Consider the following 19,585-nt stretch of genomic DNA (forward strand, 5'->3'; position numbering starts at 1 on the left):
GGATTAGACCCGAAACCGAGTGATCTAGCCATGGCCAGGTTGAAGGTGCGGTAACACGCACTGGAGGACCGAACCCACGCCTGTTGAAAAAGTCGGGGATGAGCTGTGGCTAGGGGTGAAAGGCCAATCAAACTCGGAAATAGCTGGTTCTCCGCGAAATCTATTTAGGTAGAGCGTCGGATGAATACTCTCGGGGGTAGAGCACTGGATGGGCTATGGGGGCTTACCGCCTTACTGATCCTAACCAAACTCCGAATACCGAGAAGTACTATCCGGCAGACACACAGTGGGTGCTAACGTCCATTGTGGAGAGGGAAACAACCCTGACCGCCAGTTAAGGTCCCTAAGTTATGGCTAAGTGGGAAAGGATGTAGGACTCCCAAAACAACCAGGATGTTGGCTTAGAAGCAGCCATCATTTAAAGAAAGCGTAACAGCTCACTGGTCTAAATAAGGGGTCCCGCGCCGAAAATGTACCGGGGCTCAAGCCATACACCGAAACTGCGGGTGCATCTTTGATGCGCGGTAGCGGAGCGTTCTGTAAGTCTGCGAAGGGAGACCTGTGAGGGCTCCTGGAGATATCAGAAGTGCGAATGCTGACATGAGTAACGATAAAGAGTGTGAGAGACACTCTCGCCGAAAGTCCAAGGGTTCCTGCGCAACGCTAATCGGCGCAGGGTTAGCCGGCCCCTAAGGCGAGGCCGAAAGGCGTAGTCGATGGGAATGCAGTTAATATTCTGCAGCTTGGTGGTAGTGACGGATGCCGTGTGTTGTATCTCCTTATTGGATTGGGGGTGCAGCGAAGGTGTTCCAGGAAATAGCTCCACCGTATAAACCGTACCCGAAACCGACACAGGTGGACTGGTAGAGAATACCAAGGCGCTTGAGAGAACTATGCTGAAGGAACTCGGCAAAATGCTCCCGTAAGTTCGCGAGAAGGGAGACCTCAGTTCGGGCAACCGGATTGGGGTGGCACAGACCAGGGGGTGGCGACTGTTTATCAAAAACACAGGGCTCTGCGAAGCCGCAAGGCGACGTATAGGGTCTGACGCCTGCCCGGTGCTGGAAGGTTAAGAGGAGGTGTGCAAGCACCGAATTGAAGCCCCAGTAAACGGCGGCCGTAACTATAACGGTCCTAAGGTAGCGAAATTCCTTGTCGGGTAAGTTCCGACCTGCACGAATGGCGTAACGACTTCCCCGCTGTCTCCAGCATAGACTCAGTGAAATTGAATTCCCCGTGAAGATGCGGGGTTCCTGCGGTCAGACGGAAAGACCCCGTGCACCTTTACTACAGCTTCACACTGGTATTCGTCACGACATGTGTAGGATAGGTGGTAGACGTTGAAACAAGGGCGCCAGCTCTTGTGGAGTCACCCTTGAAATACCACCCTTGTCGTCATGGATATCTAACCGCGGTACAACAATATCCGGGACCGTGTGTGGCGGGTAGTTTGACTGGGGCGGTCGCCTCCCAAATGGTAACGGAGGCGCGCGAAGGTGGGCTCAGAGCGGTCGGAAATCGCTCGTTGAGTGCAATGGCATAAGCCTGCCTGACTGCGAGACTGACAAGTCGAGCAGAGACGAAAGTCGGCCATAGTGATCCGGTGGTCCCTCGTGGAAGGGCCATCGCTCAACGGATAAAAGGTACGCCGGGGATAACAGGCTGATGATGCCCAAGAGTCCATATCGACGGCATTGTTTGGCACCTCGATGTCGACTCATCACATCCTGGGGCTGGAGCAGGTCCCAAGGGTTTGGCTGTTCGCCAATTAAAGTGGTACGTGAGTTGGGTTCAGAACGTCGCGAGACAGTTCGGTCCCTATCTGCCGTGGGTGTAGGAGAATTGAGAGGATCTGTCCCTAGTACGAGAGGACCGGGATGGACGTACCTCTGGTGGACCTGTTGTGGCGCCAGCCGCATTGCAGGGTAGCTATGTACGGAAGGGATAACCGCTGAAAGCATCTAAGCGGGAAACCCACCTCAAAACCAGCTCTCCCTGAAGAGCCGTGGAAGACCACCACGTCGATAGGAAGCGTGTGGAAGTGCGGCAACGCATGAAGCTTAGCTTTACTAATAGCTCGTTCGGCTTGATCCTCTCATTAGTCAATGTTCATCTTTTAAATGCGCCAAAAGGCGCATTAAAAAGATCATCTTAAGTGCGCTACCGCCCTTCGGGCTACTTGAGCGCGTTCAAGATGATCAAACCAAGACCAGTTCACAACAAACTGCGCTTCGCCGGCCTGGTGGCCCCAGCGGGGAGCCCCCACCCGATCCCATCCCGAACTCGGCCGTGAAACTCCCCAGCGCCAATGGTACTGCATCTTAAGGTGTGGGAGAGTAGGTCGCCGCCAGGCCTGCTAAACGCAGTTTGAAACTCTTCAATTTGCTGTCGCTCACGCGCGTACCGCCCTTCGGGCTGCGCTCCGCGAGGGCGGCCTGACCGGCCGGCGGCCTCTTGGCCTTGCCTCCGCTGCGCTCCGGATACCTTGTCCCCCTATCAGCGCAGTCCTCCGGTCAACCCGAAATCACGGGCATGCCCCACATGGAGCAGCCCACGCGACAACCGAAGATCCAAAAGATCGAGGACGCGCAAAACAAAAATAACGCGGGATGGAGCAGCCCGGTAGCTCGTCAGGCTCATAACCTGAAGGTCGCAGGTTCAAATCCTGCTCCCGCAACCAAATAAAACAGCCTCATCCCGTAAGGGGTGGGGCTGTTGTCGTATTCGGTCAGTGGAATACACGATGCGGACCTCCCCGGGCCCCATCAAGGAGGACAACGTCCGACGCAGAAGGGCAAAAAACTCCCAAATCCTGCTCCCGCAACCAAAAAACAGCCGCCCATCTCGGGCGGCTTTTTTGTTGAACGAAACGCACAAAATCTAATGACGTTGAAAGTCTCAAATTTGGACTTTAGGAACCTCAGCTTTCCTTCTGACGATCAAACACCAGAACACGTGTCTGTTGGCATTTCCTTTCAATTTCATTCCCCCGCAAGGTTCAAAAATAGGCCGTTTGGCCAATGAGAATAACCTTTGATCCAGGTTGGATGCTTGCACCAATTTTCTAGCTTTGATGGTCGATTTCCAGGCGGATTTCATTTTTGTTCGATTGGTTTGCGCCGCATGTGACGCCATTAACTTGACCTCTTCGACTCAAAGTGCAATATTTTGCATGAACGCAATATTTTGCACTTTGAGTGATGTGGATGGTGGTTGAGACAAAAAACAATCCTGATGTGGCGGCACGTGCTGCCTGGTTGCATTTTGTCGGGGGACTTACACAGGGCGAAGTTGCGCGTCATCTCAACGTCACCAATACGCGTGCGCACCGATTGATTGCGCGTGCGCAAGCTGATGGTCTGGTTCAGATATTCGTCGATGTTGAGGCCACCGAATGCGTCATGCTCGAACGCCAGCTTATGGAGCGGTTCGACTTGAAATTCTGCCGTGTTGCAATGGAAATACCGGAAAGTGGTCCCATGCCGTTGCGTTCGCTTGCCACTGTCGGTGCCCAATACCTGATGGAAGTATCGAGCGGAAGCCGTCACAAGATCATCGGGCTTGGGAATGGCCGTACACTGACCGCTTCCGTGAATGCGATGGGACGGGATCCGGTCGTCGGAAAGCAGTTTGTGTCGGTTCTTGGCGGTCTGACACGCTCTTATGCCGCAAACCCCTATGACGTCATTTATCGCCTGGCCCAAAAAACGGGTGCGGAAGCCCATCTTCTGCCTGCTCCGCTTTACGCCAACAGCGCCGCGGATAAGGAAGTGATGACGAAACAGTTCGGCATTGCGGACACAATGGCTCTGATTGATGAGGCGTCACTTGTTGTTCTTGGCGTCGGCAGCCTTGACCCTGACAAGGGAAGCATCATTGACACGGCCATTGATGATCCAAACCGCACGAGGCAGCTGCGCGAAAGCGGGGCTGTCGCGGAGCTGCTAGGCCAGTTTTTCGACATTGAAGGACGGCAGATTGAAACGGAGTTTGACCAGCGCGTCATGGCGCCGCCAATAGCGAGCCTGAATGGCCGGGAAGTGACCGCGATTGCTGGAGGAGCAAACAAGGTCAGGGCGATCACAGCTGCACTCAAAAATGGGCATCTGACTGGACTATTGACTGACGAGGTAACAGCCAAGGCGCTTCTAGAAGATCAAAAATGACGCGGTGCGCCAGATTTCACCAGGGAGGAAATAAGGATGTACGACAAGGAAAAAGATGCCATAGGGGCGTTTTTGCGTGGGGAAATGGATCGCAGAGCGCTCATCCGACGTCTTGGTGGGCTCGGGATGACCGCAGCCTCCGCTGGCACGCTCTACAACATGATGGCATCGAATGCGCTTGCTGCTGATTTCGATTGGCAAAAGCACAAGGGCAAAAGTGTCAAGCTGCTGTTGAACAAGCATCCCTATACGGATGCCATGATTGCCAATCTGCCGGCTTTCAAGGAATTGACCGGTATGGATGTCAGCTACGACATCTTTCCTGAAGACGTCTATTTCGACAAGGTAACTGCGGCGCTGTCATCTCGCTCCAGTGAGTATGATGCGTTCATGACCGGCGCCTACATGACGTGGACCTACGGCCCGGCGGGGTGGATTGTCGATCACAATGAGTGGATCAACGATCCTTCAAAAACCAATCCGAACTACAATTGGGATGACATGCTGGAAGGCGTGCGCAAATCCTGTGCGTGGAACGGTGTTCCGGGTGGTGAGCTTGGCTCTGATGATGCCAAGCAATGGTGCATTCCCTGGGGCTATGAGCAGAACAATCTCACCTTTAATGCCGCCATGTTCGAAAAGGCCGGTGTGAAAGTACCGGCCAATCTGGACGAGATGCTGGAAGCAGCAGCTGCTGTTCAGGCCGGAAATGACGGTGTTTACGGAATTGGCGTGCGTGGGTCTCGCTCTTGGGCAACGATCCATCCAGGCTTCCTTTCCGCTTATGCGAATTTCGGCGAATCCGATCTGAGCAATGATGGTGGCAAGCTGAGCGCTGCAATGAACACGGCAGGATCAAAGGAATTCCACGCCAAATGGGTCAAGATGATCCAGGAAAGCGGTGCCAGCGATTGGTCAACCCATACCTGGTATCAGGTGGGTACGGATCTGGGAGCCGGTAAGTCGGCAATGATCTTCGATGCCGATATTCTGGGTTACTTCATGAATGGCGGTGAGAACGCAATGGCAGGCCAACTGCAGTTCGCGCCATTTGCGGCTAACCCGGCAGCCTCCGCGCCAACGCCAAATATCTGGATTTGGTCGCTTGCCATGTCGAAGTTCTCCAAGGACCTGGATGCGACCTGGTACTTCATGCAGTGGGCTTCGGGTCCGGAGCACGGCTTGTTCGGTGCAACGGAAATGGATTTCGTCAACCCGGTCCGCAAGTCGGTTTGGGACAGCGACCTTTTCCGCGAACGACTGAACAAGAACTATCCGGGCTATGTCGAGATGCATGATGTCTCTGCGCCCGGCGCATCGATCAAGTTCACCGCACAGCCCTTGTTCTTCGACCTGACAACCGAATGGGCAGCCACTCTGCAAAGGATGGTCGCCAACGAGGTGCCAGTCGATGAAGGCCTTGATCAACTCGCTCAGAGCATGAATTCTCAGCTCAGTGAAGCGGGACTGAGATAGGTCGCAGCCTGCGGCATACGCGGCTCCCAACGTCGCGTATGCCGTTCTGATCCTTTCGACAATAATTCTTCAAGTCTGGTGTTTTAATGACCGACACCGTGATGACCCGGCGACGCCAACTGATTTCGCCCAGGGTGCTTCCTTATGTTTTGAGCTTGCCGGCACTGATCGTTTGCATCGGCATTCTCATTCCGTTCGTGACGGCAATTTATTACTCACTCCAGCGCTACCGGATGTCCCAGCCCTGGAACCGGGAAATGAATTGGGGTGAGAACTACGTCAAGTTTCTGACTGACGCAGATTTCTGGAACACGCTGAAGGTATCGCTTGTCTATGCCGGGTCCACAGTGGTTCTGGAACTCTTGCTTGGGCTGGCGATTGCTCTGCTTCTGAAAAAGCGTAGCCGTGTCAACAACTTCATTTCCATCATGCTGCTTCTGCCACTGATGACAGCGCCTGCACTGGCTGCGCTGATGTTCAAGCTGATGACAAATCCGAACTTCGGTATCCTGAGCTATTTCATGCAGGTCATCGGCTTTGACGACTTCCGCTGGGGGTCCTCGCCGGATACGGCGCTCTTTACAGTGATCCTGGTGGATATCTGGGTCTATACGCCTTTTATGATGATCCTGCTTCTGGCTGGTTTGCGTTCGCTCCCAACCCAGCCTTTCGAGGCAGCGGCTTTGGACGGTGTGCCGCAACTTGAGCAGTTCTGGCGGATCACTCTGCCTATGCTGATGCCCTACATCCTGACGGCCGCCCTGTTCCGCCTTCTCGATTCAATTCAGCAATTCGACATCATTTACGCCATGACCCAGGGTGGGCCAGGCGATACCTTGATGGTGTTTCAGGTTGAGGCTTATCTGAACTTCTTCCAATCGACGAATGTCGGGCGGTCTGCAGCACTGCTGCTGATCCTCTGGGCCATCACCTATGTGCTCTCGAATATATTCGTCAAGAACTGGCTGCGACTGCGTGAACGCGCAAAAGGGGGCGCGTGACATGGATCATACTTCTTTCCTGGAACGCTGGTTCCGGCGTGTTGCGCTTTCGATCATCGTGATCTTTTTCATGTTCCCGATTTTCTGGATCGTGCTCATGAGCCTTCAGACCAATGAAACAATCCTGCGCTCGCCGCCATCAATGTCCTTCGTACCGACATTCGACAACTATTTGGCAATTCTTGCGGGCCGCCTGGACTCCAACGTCGCCAGCATGGGCATCGATTTTGTGAACAATCTGATGAATTCGATCATCCTGTCCGTCTGCTCGGTAGCGGTTGCACTTTGTCTGGGTGTGCCTGCGGCCTACGCCTTCGCCCGGCACAAGTTCAAAGGCTCGGAAGACATCGCCTTCACCTTGCTCTCCTTTCGATTTGCCCCGCCGCTATTGGTTCTGTTGCCGCTGACGCTCTACTTTCAGGAAATCGGTCTGGCAGACACCTATCTTGGCCTCGTGTGGGTCTATCAGTTGATTTGTCTGCCGTTGATCTTGTGGATCGTGCGCGGCTATTTCGAGGACATTTCTCCAGACATTGAATATGCCTACAGGATTGCGGGCCACAGCTGGTTCTCGACTTTCCGAAAAATAGCATTGCCACTTGCCGGTCCGGGCATCGCGGCAGCAGGCCTGCTTGCGTTCATATTCGCCTGGAACAACTTCATATTTGCGCTCGTGCTGGCCTCTGCAGATAAGCAACCGGTCACGGTCGGTGCACTTGCATTCGTCACCGCGTCCGGCATCCAGTATGGGCAGATCGCTGCTGCAATCGTGCTGTCGATCGCACCCACGCTGGCGCTGGCACTTTGGGCACAAAGATATCTTGTCGAAGGGCTCTCCCTCGGTGCGGTGAAGGGCTGACCAGATGGGATTTCTTGAACTCAAATCATTGTCAAAGTCGTTCGGAGACGAGATCGTTCTGGACGGTGTGTCGCTCAGCGTCCCGGAAGGCGGAACGCTGGTTTTGTTCGGGCGGTCCGGAGCCGGCAAGACTGTCCTTTTGCGCAGTATCGCAGGAGCTATAGATCCTGATGGCGGGTCCATCATGATCGGGGGGGAAGACGTTACCTCTGTGCCTCCAGAACATCGCGGTATCGGCATGGCTTTTCAGAACTTCGCGCTGTTCCCGCATATGACGGCCTACGACAATATCGCCAGTTCGCTGACTTCTAAACGCATGTCCGCGTCAGAAATCCGCACGAAGGTAGATGCCGTTGCCCAATTGTTGAAGATTGAGCATGTGCTTTCGCATGCGCCAAAGGCACTTTCCAATGGTCAGAAGCAGCGAACCGCGCTTGCCAGGGCACTCGTTGCGGAACCGAAGATCCTCCTGCTTGATGACCCACTGCGCAATGTCGACGCGAAGCTGAGATTTGAAATGAGGCTGGAATTGCCGCGATTGCTGGCGGACCGTGGGGCGACGATTATCTATGTTACCCAGGACTACAAAGAAGCCATGGCCCTTGGGGATCGGATTGCCGTGCTGGACCAGGGGAACATCGTTCAAATCGGATCGCCCGAAGACATCTACAGACGGCCGGCGAACACGCAAATCGCCCAACTTTTCGGTGACCCGACAATCAACCTTCTCGATGTGGTGCCAAAGGAAGATGATCGCGGCCTGCATGCCTTTCTCTCCGACCAGCGGGTCGATTTTCACGGCCGGTTTCCGGGCGTCGCCGGCAGGGATTGCATCGTCGGCCTGAGACCGGAAGCACTCTCATTTACCGATGAAGGTGGCTTTCCGGTGACGATTGAGGCGGTTACCCCCTTCAACGAAAAGACTGTCACTTTGGCGACGACCTTGCGCGGTCGGGAAATCCTGTTGTCACAGCCCGCCCAAGATGCGGTTCCGGACGGCCCGGACGTAAACCTCCAGATCGCAGCCCAAGACGCGATCCTGTTTGACCGTGCAACGGGGGATCGTATTGCGCCCGAACCCGACGGACACCAGGTGGAGGAGGCAGCATGACATCGCAACTTCATCTGAAATCTGTCAACAAACGCTACAATCCCGGTACAGACCACGAAGTGCATGCTGTGCAGGATCTCGACCTTGAAGTCGTGCGTGGAGAGATTGTGGCACTGCTTGGATCGTCCGGTTGCGGAAAGACATCCACGTTGAGGATGATTGCCGGTTTTGAAGAAGTAAGCGCTGGCGAAGTCTTGATTGATGGACGCCGCATTGACCGACTTGCTCCGGCCAAGCGCGGTGTTGCCATGGCATTCGAGGGATACTCTCTCTATCCACCTTTGAGCATCAGGGAGAATATTGCATTCGCGCTCAAATCCGAGAAGCTTCCGCAATCTGACGTCGACAATCGGGTTGAACAAATCGCGGCCCTTCTGGAAATCAGCGATATTCTCGACAAGCGTCCCAATGCCATCTCCGGTGGTCAGCAGCAAAGAGCAAGTTTGGGCCGGGCGCTCATACGGCGCGCGGATCTGCATGTTTTGGACGAACCCATGGGTCAGCTCGAGCCTCAGCTGAGGGCGATCCTTCGTGGCAGGATCAAGCATTATATCAAGGAGCATGAGCTTACGGCGATCCTGGTCACCCACGACCAAACAGAAGCGAACGCGCTGGCTGACCGTATCGCAGTGATGGAAGGCGGTGTTCTTCAACAGTTCGATACGCCGGAACATCTGAAAAACAGGCCAGCGAATATTTTTACCGGAGCCTTTATCGGAGAGCCGCCGATGAACCTCTTCTCGGCTGTTGCCGGTGTTTCGGCCGATCGGGTTGAACTTCGTTTGTCGGCTGACACAGCATTGAGCTATCCGGCGTCCGCATTTTCAGAAGAATTGCGCCAACGTATTCAGCATGACGATGGGATCATGATCGGCATTCGTCCACACTCGGTACAATTGACCGAAGAAGGATTGCCGGCAGAGGTCTTTGCAAACCAGTGGCTAGGCGACCAGACGCACATTGCAGCGCGGTTTGCAGGAGCAAGCATTGTGTCAGTTGTTCACGACCTGGCGCTGCCAAGGCCAGGTGACCAGATCAAGGTCTCTATCGCGGCGGATGATCTGCACATATTCGATACCAAATCAGGTGACGCGCTCAGCCATGGAGGGAGCCTGGCATGAGCGACAAAGATCTCATCATCGGGATCGACGCCGGCACTTCTGTGATCAAGGCCGTGGCATTTGATTTGTCGGGGCACCAGATCGCGCTTGCGAGCCGGAGAAACGAATATACGTCGCTCGCCAATGGCGGTGTTGAGCAGGATATGAACCGAACGTGGCGTGACACGGTCGCCGTGCTGGGTGAGCTGGTTGAAGCAGTCCCTGCGTGTGCTTCCAGATGCGCCGCCGTTGCTGTCACAGGTCAAGGCGACGGGACCTGGCTCATCGACCGGAACGGCAACCCTGTACATGACGGCTGGTTGTGGCTCGATGCACGCGCAGCCGAAACATCAACGCAATTGGCCGAAGGGGCTGAAAGCCACGCCATTTATAAGCGTACCGCTACTGGTCTCAATGTCTGTCAGATGCGAACCCACCTCTGCTGGATGAGGGACAATGCGCCTGAACTCTTGAAGCAGGCTTCGACGGCACTTCACTGCAAGGATTGGCTCTATTTCAAACTCACTGGGGTTCTGGCATCCGATATTTCAGAAGGCGTATTCACGTTCGGTGACTACCGGACAAGGGACTACAGCCCTGAAGTGATTGATGCTCTCGGACTGGCGGACTACAGGGAACTGTTGCCACCAATCATAGACGGGTCGGTTGTTTCCCACGGCTTGTCTGACGAAGCGGCGAAAGCGTGCGGCCTGACGGCGGGAACACCGATTTGTCTCGGACTAGTGGATGTCATGTGCAGTGCGCTTGGTGCGGGGCTTTATGATCCGGCGGTCGAACCCGGACTGACCATTCTTGGTTCGACAGGAATGCATATGCGTTTCGTTCCGGACGCAGAGGCTGTGGTTTTGAACGATGCAAAATGTGGTTACACCATGCCGTTTCCGGGCGGTTCTTTTGCGCAGATGCAAACAAACATGGCCGCCACGTTGAACATCGATTGGGCGCTCGGGATCGCCTCTCAGGTCTGCGCCACGCAGAATGTGAGCGTGGAACCGGAAAAGTTTCTTGCCGCAATGGATGATCTTGTGATCGGAGCCAGACCGGGCAGCGCTTTCTATCATCCTTATATTTCGTCTGCAGGTGAAAGAGGGCCTTTCACCAATCCCGATGCGCGCGCAAGCTGGACGGGACTCGATCAGGGAACAACCTGGGCCGATATGCTGCGTGCTGTTTTCGATGGCCTCATACTCGCAGCAAGAGACTGCTACGAAACCATGGGCACCGTGCCGGGGGAAATCAGGCTTACAGGAGGGGCGGCAAAATCGAAAGCGTTTCGGACGCTGCTTGCCGCAGGTCTCGGAGCACCCGTGCGCACAATTGCGCAGCCGGAAGCTGGCGCAGCCGGTGCGGCGATGATTGCCGCGGTCCAACAAGGTCTTTTTGAAGATGTGGCGTCGGCGGTTGATATCTGGGTTATGCCGCATCTCAACGATGCCGAACTGCCTGATGAAGAGTTGACGCATCTCTATAGCGGTCTGTTCGACACATATCTGGAAACCCGACGTGCACTGCCGCACGTGTGGTCAAGTCAATCGAAAGCCAGGCGGGAGCTGAGTTGATGACAACAGTGGCAATCATTGGCGACAGGTTCATGGGTTCGTCCGTATTTGAACGGGAAATTCTCGCCTCATGCGGTGATCGCGTAACCTGCAAGTGCATCGACCTTGCCTGGCCAGACGAACCGATGGAGCACGGCTACGCAACGCCAGGATTGGAGGGTCTGAAGGAATACATGGGCACGCCTGAGATGGTGCTTGATCATTTGCAGGATGCGCAGGTGCTCGTAACCCATCTTGCCCCGGTTTCCGTCGGCGTTCTGGAAGCCGCACCCAATCTAAAGCTGGTTGGAGTGTCTCGCGGTGGGCCCGTCAATATCGCAATGGATGAAGCACGCGAACGAGGTGTCCTTGTTGTGAACACACCTGGCCGCAACGCGTCGGCCGTTGCTGAATTCACTATCGGTGCAATCATTGCGGAGACGCGCAACATCACCAAAGGCCATGACTCGTTGCGGAGAGGCGACTACAGAGGGGACCTTTATCGCGCCGATATTGTCGGAAACGAATTGTCCGACATGTGCATTGGTGTCATTGGCTACGGCAATGTCGGAACCCGCGTCGTTAAGCTGTTGAGGGCCTTCGGCAGCAAGATCCTGGTCACAGATCCGTATGTTCAGTTGTCGGTAGAAGACAGCCAGGACGGTGTAGAGCAGGTCGCGCTGGACCGTTTGCTGAGCGAGTCCGACGTTGTGACGCTCCATCCTAGGGTCACCAAGGAAACCACCGGGATGATCGGCAAGGAGCAATTCGCCGCAATGAAACCCGGAGCCGTGGTCATCAATACCGCACGCGGTCCCTTGATGGACTATCAGGCGCTTTTCGAGGCCTTGTCGAGCGGGCAACTTGGCGGCGCAATGCTGGAGACATTTGCGGTTGAACCGACCGATCCGAATGATCCCCTTCTGCAGCTCCCCAATGTGACGCTCACCCCGCACATAGCGGGTGCATCCCAGAAGACCGTAAAAATTGCCGCACAAAGGATTGCTGAAGAAATCCGGCGATGGATTTCCGACGAGCCACCACTCAGTCCGTGTTGAGGTTTCCATGAACCTGATGACGCCTGACCATTCCAAGTATGAACCGGAGGGGGGATCTCCGGATCGGCCTGTGGATCTGCTTGTAATAGGCGGCGGTATCAACGGTGCGGGGGTTGCCCGCGATGCTGCTGGACGGGGACTGTCCGTTATCCTGTGCGAAAAGGGAGATCTTGGCGAGGGGACTTCATCGCGTTCAGGAAAGTACATTCACGGTGGTCTGCGATATCTCGAATACTACGAATTCAGACTGGTTCGTGAGGCGTTGAACGAGCGGGAGGTTGTGCTGGAAGCAGCCCCACATCTGTCATGGCCATTGCAGCTGGTTCTTCCCCACAGTCCTGAACAAAGACCTCGTTGGCTCATTCGACTAGGGCTGTTCCTTTACGACAATTTGGGGGGGCGTAAGCGGGTCCCGGGCTCCAGCGCAATCGATTTGCGCAAAGATCTGGCCGGTGAACAGCTGAAGGCAAGGTTCACCAAGGGCTTCAGCTATTGGGACGTCTGGATCGACGATGCGCGTCTTGTGGCCTTGAATGCCGTTGACGCTTTCAGGCGTGGCGCACAGGTCCTCACCAGAACGGCGTGTGTTTCCGCCCGCCGGCAGGGAAATGTGTGGCGTGCGGAATTGAAAGGGGACGGGAAGCCAACGACCGTCTATGCAAAAGCTGTCGTCAACGCGGCTGGGCCATGGGTCGAAAAGGTTCTGGGTGAAGTGGCAGGCGTGAATTCCAGGATGAGTGTCCGCCTTGTGAAAGGCAGCCATCTTGTCATGCCGAAATGGTGGCAGGGAGATCACGGTTACGTCCTGCAGGCACCGGACAAACGCCTGATATTCGTGAATCCTTATTTTGACGATATGGCCTTGATCGGGACAACGGATATTCCGTTTGAAGGTCGGGCAGAGGACGTTGAAATCGAGGCATCCGAAGTCGACTATTTGCTGGAAATCCTGAGGAGTTACTTCGAGCACGAATTCAAGTCAGAAGACGTACTGTTCAACTATTCCGGTGTGCGGCCGCTTTTCGACGATGACGCAAACAAGAGCGCATCGGCTGTCACACGCGACTATCAGTTCGAGCTGGACGGTTCGCTGGAACCGGGCAGCGATCAACCGCCTCTGCTCTCCGCCTTCGGCGGCAAACTAACGACATACAGAAAACTGTCGGAACAAGCGCTTCAAATGCTTTCGCCGTATTTTCCGGAGATGGGCGATGCCTGGACTGCCGACACGCCACTGCCGGGTGGAGATCTGCCGGACAAGAATTTCGATGCCTGGTTCACAGGCCTAAAAAGGCGCTTTGCTTATTTGCCGGAGGCGCTAGTGCTTCACCTGGCGCGATGCTACGGCACGGACGTTGTGCGGTTGCTGGATGGTGTCAATGATATCTGCGACATGGGTGAGCACTTCGGTGGCGTCTTTTTCGAGAAAGAAGCTGATTGGTTGTTGCGCGAGGAGTGGGCCGTCAGCTCGGAAGATTTTTTGCTTCGCCGAACCAAACACGGATTGTTTTTGACCCCTGCGGAAAAATCAGGATTTGAAAACTGGCTTGAAAGGAGACAGGCGGTCCATGAACCCGTTTCTTGAGCTGCGGAACAGCGCGGAATTTGCAAGGTTAAGAGCCGTTTCAGCTGAGTTGGGAAAGAACCCGCTGCAAGTGCAAGGACCCGGCGGAAATACCTCGCTGAAGAAAAACGGGAGAATGTGGATAAAAGCCTCGGGAACCTGGCTGGCGGAAGCAGATGATCGCGATATCATGGTCCCGGTTGATGCTGATCGGTTTTGCGCGGCTCTTAACACCGGGGACGAAAGCGCAGAACACACAGCCAGTTTCCTTGCGACTGTCGAAGGCGCACCTGAGCTTCATTCATCGATAGAGACCTCGGTTCATGCCATCCTTGACAGACCGGTCGTGCTGCATACGCATTGCGTTGCGACGATCGCGGTTGCTGCAAGGACTGATGCTGAAGAAATCGTGCGGAACAAATTGGCTGGCCTGGACGCGGTGTTCATACCCTATTTCAAGCCGGGTCTGGATCTTGCGCGTGGTATCATGGAACGCACCACCGCGGAGACGAAAGTGTTGATCCTGGGCAATCATGGATTGGTTGCGACGGGTGCCACAGTCATTGAAGCGTCGCAAAGGATATATGAGGTCTCGCGCCGGCTCGAACCCGTAGCGATTGCATCAGGGGCAGAACCGGTTTCCGATTGGCAGAGTTCACTTGAGGGCAGTGGCTGGATAGCAGCCCCGTTCCCCACAACACAATCAGTGGCGTTTGACGACCAATTGTTGGCACTCGCCAACGGCAATTCGCTCTACCCTGATCATGTCGTGTTTTTAGGACCTGGATGTGTGGTTGCGAATGACGCTGAAACGGTTGTCGAAGCAGCCGCTCGAGGTTCGATGGCACGGTCGGAGCGAAAGCTCGTGATTTGTCCGGGCAAGGGTGTCGCCGTGCCGGAGACCGCGAACGCGGCAACGCTTACGCTGGTGCGGGCTTTCGGTGACGTGCTTGTGCGCGTGGATCCGGGAGCTCAATTGGAGCGCCTCACAGATGAACAGGAAGACGAGTTGATCAATTGGGATGCCGAGAAGCTTCGTCAGGCCCTCAATAAGGCCGAAAGCGAGCAGGCATGAGCCAGGGTCTTGCCATCGGGATTGACGTTGGCACATCGGGCGTGCGGATTGCAGCCCTTGATCCGCAGTTCAATGTGGTCTCCGTCTCGAAAGCCGCCATGGATCTGTCGGCGGGAGAACGGAACGATCCCGCGGTCTGGTCTGCAGCGTTGGACGAAGCGCTTGCATCTATGCTTCAGACTATACGGCCCCACGACATCGAAGCGATTTGCGTTGACGGTACGTCAGGCACTGTCTTGGCCCTCGATACCGATGATCAGCCGATCGGTTCGGCGTTGATGTACAATGATGCGGTTGACGATCCGGAGATCCCGCAAGCGATTGCGAAAGTAGCACCGAGGCAAAGTGCGGCGCATGGATCAAGCTCTGCACTTGCGAGGTCGATGTCTCTGCAGCGGCGGAAGGGTATCGCCCGAATAGCGCACCAGGCGGACTGGATTGCCGAGCGTCTCACAGACAAAGCCATGCCGAGCGATGAAAGCAACGCGCTGAAAACCGGGTATGATCCGATTGCCAGAAAGTGGCCTGACTGGATGGCCGAAAGCGGCCTCCGGGCAGAACTGTTACCCGATGTCGTCGCCACAGGCACACAAACCGGGACGACATCAGGCGCGTTCGGTTTGCCAAAAGGCATTCCAACGGTGGCCGGCGTTTCGGACGGATGCGCTTCTTTTTTGGCAACAGGCGCTTCCAGCCCAGGGGACGGTGTCACTGCACTCGGGACGACACTGACAATCAAACTCTTGTCGGACCATCCGATTTTTGCACCCGAGTTCGGTATCTACAGTCACCGTATCGGCAACCAATGGCTTGCCGGTGGAGCGTCGAACAGTGGCGGTGGCGCTTTGGCGGTGCATTTTTCACCCGACGAAATTGCTGCTCTGAGCCAGTCGATTGACCCGGACGTTTCATGCGGGCTCGACTATTATCCCTTGCCAAAACCGGGTGAGAGATTCCCGATCAGTGACCCTGATCTTGCCTCGCGGGTCAGCCCCCGTCCTGATGCAGCACACATGTTTCTGCACGGGTTACTTGAAGGCATCGCCAATATCGAGTTGCTGGGGTATCAGCGATTGATGGAACTCGGCGGACCGAAACTGAAGTCGATCCGGTCGGTCGGTGGTGGCGCTGAAAACGAAGTCTGGACAAGTCTGCGTGCACGATTGCTGTCTGTACCGGTTGCACCGGTTGCCTCTGGAGAGGCTGCTGCGGGGTCCGCGCGCATTGCCTGGTCATTCTTGAAGGGACAGACATGACGAAAGAAATCTCCGGCCTCGGAGATATCCTGGAACAATTCGACGGCATTCTTATTGACCAGTTTGGTGTTCTGCACGATGGCGTCGAACCGTTCGAGGACGCGGCGCCTTGTCTTAAAAAGGTAGCAGCGGCAGGGGTTCCGGTTGTCGCCATTACCAATTCGGGCCGCATGAAAGAGCCCAACCGGCGACGCCTTGATCGGTTTGGCTTTACGCCCGACTTGATCCCCGATGTTGTCACATCGGGTATGGTTGCACGTGATCAGGTCTTGAAGATGCTGAAAGACGGCACGATTTCGCAGGGTGATGGCGTCCTGAATCTGACCCGTGAAAACGATGTGACGGTGTTGGAGGGGCTTGGGTTGGAACTCTCCGACGAAATCAGTTCCTCGACCAAGCTGGTTTTCATTTCCGGACTGCAGCCGGAGGCCTTGTCACGTCAAGACTATCTGACGATGTTGCGCCCCTTGGCGGAACAGGGTGTTCCGGCAATCTGCGCCAATCCGGACCATATGGTTTATGTGAATGGCAAGGCTGCCTTCGGTCCCGGTCTTGTTGCCGCCGACTATGAACAAGCCGGTGGGCAAGTCACTTTTGTCGGAAAACCCGGGGCGGAGATTTTTGTCAGATCATTGGAGATCTTGGGGTCACTGGAGCCGTCCAGGGTCCTTATGATCGGCGACAGTCATCATCACGACGTTGCCGGAGCGGCAGCTGTCGGATGCAAGACCCTGCTTATCGCAAATGGCGTTCAGGCGCAGGCTGACACTGTCGACGTTGCACCTGACTTTGCCATCCCGTCACTTCGCTATTGATCGTGCAACACTAAGGACCGGTGTATTCCGGCCGGTAGCTGGCAAATTGTCTGGAGGACAGGTCATTCCAAACCTGAAACTTGTCAGGATCCGGCACAACAGGCGCACTTTCCTCGCTCATTGCCGCGGCGGCTTGATCAAGGCTTTGGAACCAGCCAGCACCAAAGGCTGCGCTCATCGCAGCGCCAAGTGACGACGCTTCAAGGCTTTGGCTGATATGAACCGGTAGTCCGGTCGCGTCCGCAAACATCCTCGTCCAGAGCGGGCTGTTGCCGCCGCCTCCGACGGCAACGATCTTTTCGATTTTAAGACCATTTGCCTTCATGGCAGTGATGGCTCTGGCACTTTCAAGCGTCATTGCTTCGAGGATGGCTCGATATATATGGCCCAGACCATGGTTCGGGGACAGGCCGTTGAAGCTTGCGCGTGCGCCAGTGTCCCAATGCGGGTCCATACAGCCGGTCAGATAAGGACAAACGGTGACCCCTTCAGAACCGATCGGGATTTGGGCAGCCTCCGCTTCCAGTTTCGAAAACACGGAAGCATCCTCTCTGCCACCGGCGAATGTGTCGACAAACCAATTCAGCAGAAAAGCGCCTGCGCGTTGACAACCTTCGAGAAAGTAGCCGTTCCCTGTTGGAGACGTCATTGTCCGCCAATTGAGGCTGATCATGGGATCAGGAGCCCAGGCGCCGGTGATGAGCGCGGTGCCGAGGTTGAGATATATGACACCTTCTCGAGCGCCATTGACCCCGAGCCCTGCACATTGTCCGTCGCCACCGGCGGCAATGAGTGGCAGTCCTTCAGGCAACCCTGTCGCTTCAGCGGCCTGCGCGGTTACATGGCCAACCAGGGTTCCGGGACGTGCCAGAGTGCCGAACTGGCTGGCGCTGACGCTCAAATGATCGAGAAACTCCTCGGACCAGGACATGGTTGCGATGTCGAGAACGCCGAACGGGTCTGCGCTTGTCCAGCTGGCGGTCCAGTTCCCTGTAAGCCGTCCTGACAAAAAGCAATGAACGTCAGCAAATTTCGCGGTTCTTTTCATGATCTCCGGTTCGTGGCGTTGAAACCAGGAGAGACGATAGATCACCGGAGTGATGTCTATCGGTTTTCCGGAAGTCCGGTGCAGCCGGTCCTGTCCGATTTCCTGTGACAGAAGCTCGACTTCCTTTTTCGCACGTTCGTCCAGCCAGAGAACCGCGGGACGGATCGCCTGACCTTGTTCATCCAGAAACGCAACCGTTTCGCGTTGATTGGAGATCGCGAGTGCTGCAACCCGGTTCATGTCGATTTCTTCCGACAACGCCCGCAGTGATTTGCACGCAGCTGTCCACCAGTCTTCAACATCCTGCTCAACCCAGCCGGGTTTCGGTTGCGACAAGGGAATTGAAGCACGCCCCTCTGCTACCGGTTTTCCGGATGCCGTCCAGGCAATCGCCTTGGTTGATTGCGTTGAGCTGTCCAGCCCGATGACCAGATCCTGTGTCATTTGTCCTCCCTCAACAAATGTTCGGCCGTTGTCCTGTCGGTCACAAGATCTGTCACATATCCACCGGTGAGGCACGCATGAAGTGCCTCAAGTTTTTCTTGGCCACCTGCGACGCAAATACGCTCCGGAACGGCTTTAAGATCGTGCAGCTCCATGCCGATCTGAAGTCCGGTGAGTGGCCCTTCCAGAGCATGCCCCCGGTCATCGATAAATCGTCCGATGACGATTCCGGCTGCGCCAGATTTCATGTATTCCTCGGCAGAGGGCTGGATGAGGTTGTTGCCGTCCGCCCATCGTGTCTCGTCGTTCAGTTCCCCGACACCAAAGACCACAGTGTTGCAGCTGTGCACGCGTTCAAAGTGGCGTTTCAGAGAAGGCTCCCCCAGGAGGGCCGTTCGAAGATCGGGTGTGGTCACCACAGCAGGCGCATGAAAATTGTGACACCTGGCGCCGAGGCGGTTCGCAATGAACAAGGTGCAGGCCTCCGGGGAGGAGGCATCGTCACCAAGAGAACTTCCGGAGACCTGCACCACTCGCAGGCTCTCCTGACGGCTTTCCGGCAATGCGTTCGCCAACTCCAGCATTGTCCGACCCCAGGCGACACCGAGTGTCATGTCCTTTTTCAGTCGTGACAACAGAATTTGCGCACCGGCAATGCCCAGACGCTTTCGAAGCGATTTGGGGTCACTGTCTTCTTCTGAAACCTCAGGTGCAATGAAGGCACCTTTGAGACTGAAACGCGTGGCCAGCTTCCGGCTGAGATCGGCCTGCTCAAGAAGGTCGGGTGCGAGACTGATGGTCACGAGTCCACGCCGCCGGGCATCGGCGAGATAGTTCGCGACCGATGCACGTGAAACCCCAAGTGCCTTGGCAACTTCGGCCTGCGTCCGGGACTCGGCGTAGTAAAGCCAGGTTGCCCAGGCCGTTGTGTCCTCGATGAACCTTGCGCTTTCTCCGCCCGATCCGTCCTTTGGAGTGTCTGACATTTTCGTTCTTTTGCCTTTGTGATCCTGGGAGTCTGAATTTCGATTTGACAAATGTCAATAGATGCTG

The 19,585-nt window shown here is 55.6% G+C and carries 14 protein-coding genes, 1 tRNA gene and 2 rRNA genes (1 of these 17 only partly in view); 15 read left to right on the top strand and 2 right to left on the bottom strand.

Going from position 1 to position 19,585, the window contains the following annotated elements; all coding sequences use genetic code 11:
• From K1718_RS04340 to K1718_RS04410, 15 genes are all read left to right on the top strand, one after another.
• Positions 1-2,094, top strand: a 23S ribosomal RNA gene (locus tag K1718_RS04340); it begins 630 nt to the left of the window's first position.
• A 144-nt stretch (positions 2,095-2,238) separates the two neighbouring features.
• A 5S ribosomal RNA gene (rrf, locus tag K1718_RS04345) occupies positions 2,239-2,353 on the top strand.
• A gap of 250 nt (positions 2,354-2,603) precedes the next feature.
• Positions 2,604-2,680: transfer RNA gene (locus K1718_RS04350), tRNA-Met, on the top strand.
• A gap of 526 nt (positions 2,681-3,206) precedes the next feature.
• Complete coding sequence (locus K1718_RS04355) at positions 3,207-4,166, top strand: sugar-binding transcriptional regulator (RefSeq protein ID WP_265682604.1); 960 nt, start codon at positions 3,207-3,209, stop codon at positions 4,164-4,166.
• Positions 4,167-4,202: 36 nt separating this feature from the next.
• Positions 4,203-5,642: an extracellular solute-binding protein gene (locus K1718_RS04360; RefSeq protein WP_265682605.1), complete on the top strand. Its 1,440-nt coding sequence runs from the start codon at positions 4,203-4,205 to the stop codon at positions 5,640-5,642.
• 86 nt (positions 5,643-5,728) lie between these two features.
• Positions 5,729-6,643, top strand: coding sequence for a carbohydrate ABC transporter permease (locus tag K1718_RS04365; RefSeq protein ID WP_152499765.1), 915 nt, complete (start codon positions 5,729-5,731; stop codon positions 6,641-6,643).
• A 1-nt stretch (position 6,644) separates the two neighbouring features.
• Positions 6,645-7,502 (top strand): carbohydrate ABC transporter permease, encoded by an 858-nt coding sequence (locus K1718_RS04370; RefSeq protein ID WP_152499766.1) that lies wholly within the window; start codon positions 6,645-6,647, stop codon positions 7,500-7,502.
• A 4-nt stretch (positions 7,503-7,506) separates the two neighbouring features.
• On the top strand, positions 7,507-8,613 hold the full coding sequence (locus K1718_RS04375) for an ABC transporter ATP-binding protein (RefSeq protein WP_265682607.1): 1,107 nt from the start codon (positions 7,507-7,509) through the stop codon (positions 8,611-8,613).
• On the top strand, positions 8,610-9,734 hold the full coding sequence (locus K1718_RS04380; RefSeq protein ID WP_265682609.1) for an ABC transporter ATP-binding protein: 1,125 nt from the start codon (positions 8,610-8,612) through the stop codon (positions 9,732-9,734). The genes K1718_RS04375 and K1718_RS04380 overlap by 4 nt, the downstream gene beginning before the upstream one ends.
• Positions 9,731-11,293 carry an FGGY-family carbohydrate kinase gene (locus K1718_RS04385; protein ID WP_265682611.1) on the top strand — a complete coding sequence of 521 codons (1,563 nt, stop codon included), beginning with the start codon at positions 9,731-9,733 and terminating at the stop codon, positions 11,291-11,293. The genes K1718_RS04380 and K1718_RS04385 overlap by 4 nt, the downstream gene beginning before the upstream one ends.
• Complete coding sequence (locus tag K1718_RS04390) at positions 11,293-12,330, top strand: 2-hydroxyacid dehydrogenase (RefSeq protein ID WP_173005892.1); 1,038 nt, start codon at positions 11,293-11,295, stop codon at positions 12,328-12,330. The genes K1718_RS04385 and K1718_RS04390 overlap by 1 nt, the downstream gene beginning before the upstream one ends.
• A gap of 16 nt (positions 12,331-12,346) precedes the next feature.
• Positions 12,347-13,915: a glycerol-3-phosphate dehydrogenase gene (locus K1718_RS04395; protein WP_265684665.1), complete on the top strand. Its 1,569-nt coding sequence runs from the start codon at positions 12,347-12,349 to the stop codon at positions 13,913-13,915.
• Positions 13,899-14,969 (top strand): class II aldolase/adducin family protein, encoded by a 1,071-nt coding sequence (locus tag K1718_RS04400; RefSeq protein WP_152499771.1) that lies wholly within the window; start codon positions 13,899-13,901, stop codon positions 14,967-14,969. Before K1718_RS04395 ends, K1718_RS04400 begins: the two co-directional genes overlap by 17 nt.
• A complete protein-coding gene (locus K1718_RS04405; protein WP_152499772.1) occupies positions 14,966-16,225 on the top strand; it encodes an FGGY-family carbohydrate kinase in 1,260 nt (419 codons plus the stop codon). Before K1718_RS04400 ends, K1718_RS04405 begins: the two co-directional genes overlap by 4 nt.
• Positions 16,222-17,040 (top strand): TIGR01459 family HAD-type hydrolase, encoded by an 819-nt coding sequence (locus K1718_RS04410; RefSeq protein ID WP_152499773.1) that lies wholly within the window; start codon positions 16,222-16,224, stop codon positions 17,038-17,040. Before K1718_RS04405 ends, K1718_RS04410 begins: the two co-directional genes overlap by 4 nt.
• A 10-nt stretch (positions 17,041-17,050) precedes the next feature.
• Here K1718_RS04410 and K1718_RS04415 read toward each other — a convergent pair whose 3' ends face one another.
• On the bottom strand, positions 17,051-18,532 hold the full coding sequence (locus tag K1718_RS04415) for a xylulokinase (protein WP_152499774.1): 1,482 nt from the start codon (positions 18,530-18,532) through the stop codon (positions 17,051-17,053).
• Positions 18,529-19,518: a sugar-binding transcriptional regulator gene (locus tag K1718_RS04420; protein WP_152499775.1), complete on the bottom strand. Its 990-nt coding sequence runs from the start codon at positions 19,516-19,518 to the stop codon at positions 18,529-18,531. Before K1718_RS04420 ends, K1718_RS04415 begins: the two co-directional genes overlap by 4 nt.
• Positions 19,519-19,585: the final 67 nt, after the last annotated feature.

This window comes from Roseibium porphyridii (assembly GCF_026191725.2).
GTDB lineage: Bacteria > Pseudomonadota > Alphaproteobacteria > Rhizobiales > Stappiaceae > Roseibium > Roseibium porphyridii.

Excerpts from the sequence above, each read along its gene's own strand:
- K1718_RS04355 (WP_265682604.1), top strand. The coding sequence starts at position 3,207 with ATGGTGGTTGAGACAAAAAACAATCCTGATGTGGCGGCACGTGCTGCC.
- K1718_RS04395 (WP_265684665.1), top strand. The coding sequence starts at position 12,347 with ATGACGCCTGACCATTCCAAGTATGAACCGGAGGGGGGATCTCCGGAT.
- K1718_RS04405 (WP_152499772.1), top strand. The coding sequence starts at position 14,966 with ATGAGCCAGGGTCTTGCCATCGGGATTGACGTTGGCACATCGGGCGTG.
- K1718_RS04415 (WP_152499774.1), bottom strand. The coding sequence starts at position 18,532 with ATGACACAGGATCTGGTCATCGGGCTGGACAGCTCAACGCAATCAACC.
- K1718_RS04375 (WP_265682607.1), top strand. The coding sequence starts at position 7,507 with ATGGGATTTCTTGAACTCAAATCATTGTCAAAGTCGTTCGGAGACGAG.
- K1718_RS04420 (WP_152499775.1), bottom strand. The coding sequence starts at position 19,518 with ATGTCAGACACTCCAAAGGACGGATCGGGCGGAGAAAGCGCAAGGTTC.
- K1718_RS04380 (WP_265682609.1), top strand. The coding sequence starts at position 8,610 with ATGACATCGCAACTTCATCTGAAATCTGTCAACAAACGCTACAATCCC.
- K1718_RS04385 (WP_265682611.1), top strand. The coding sequence starts at position 9,731 with ATGAGCGACAAAGATCTCATCATCGGGATCGACGCCGGCACTTCTGTG.
- K1718_RS04370 (WP_152499766.1), top strand. The coding sequence starts at position 6,645 with ATGGATCATACTTCTTTCCTGGAACGCTGGTTCCGGCGTGTTGCGCTT.
- K1718_RS04360 (WP_265682605.1), top strand. The coding sequence starts at position 4,203 with ATGTACGACAAGGAAAAAGATGCCATAGGGGCGTTTTTGCGTGGGGAA.
- K1718_RS04400 (WP_152499771.1), top strand. The coding sequence starts at position 13,899 with ATGAACCCGTTTCTTGAGCTGCGGAACAGCGCGGAATTTGCAAGGTTA.
- K1718_RS04390 (WP_173005892.1), top strand. The coding sequence starts at position 11,293 with ATGACAACAGTGGCAATCATTGGCGACAGGTTCATGGGTTCGTCCGTA.
- K1718_RS04410 (WP_152499773.1), top strand. The coding sequence starts at position 16,222 with ATGACGAAAGAAATCTCCGGCCTCGGAGATATCCTGGAACAATTCGAC.
- K1718_RS04365 (WP_152499765.1), top strand. The coding sequence starts at position 5,729 with ATGACCGACACCGTGATGACCCGGCGACGCCAACTGATTTCGCCCAGG.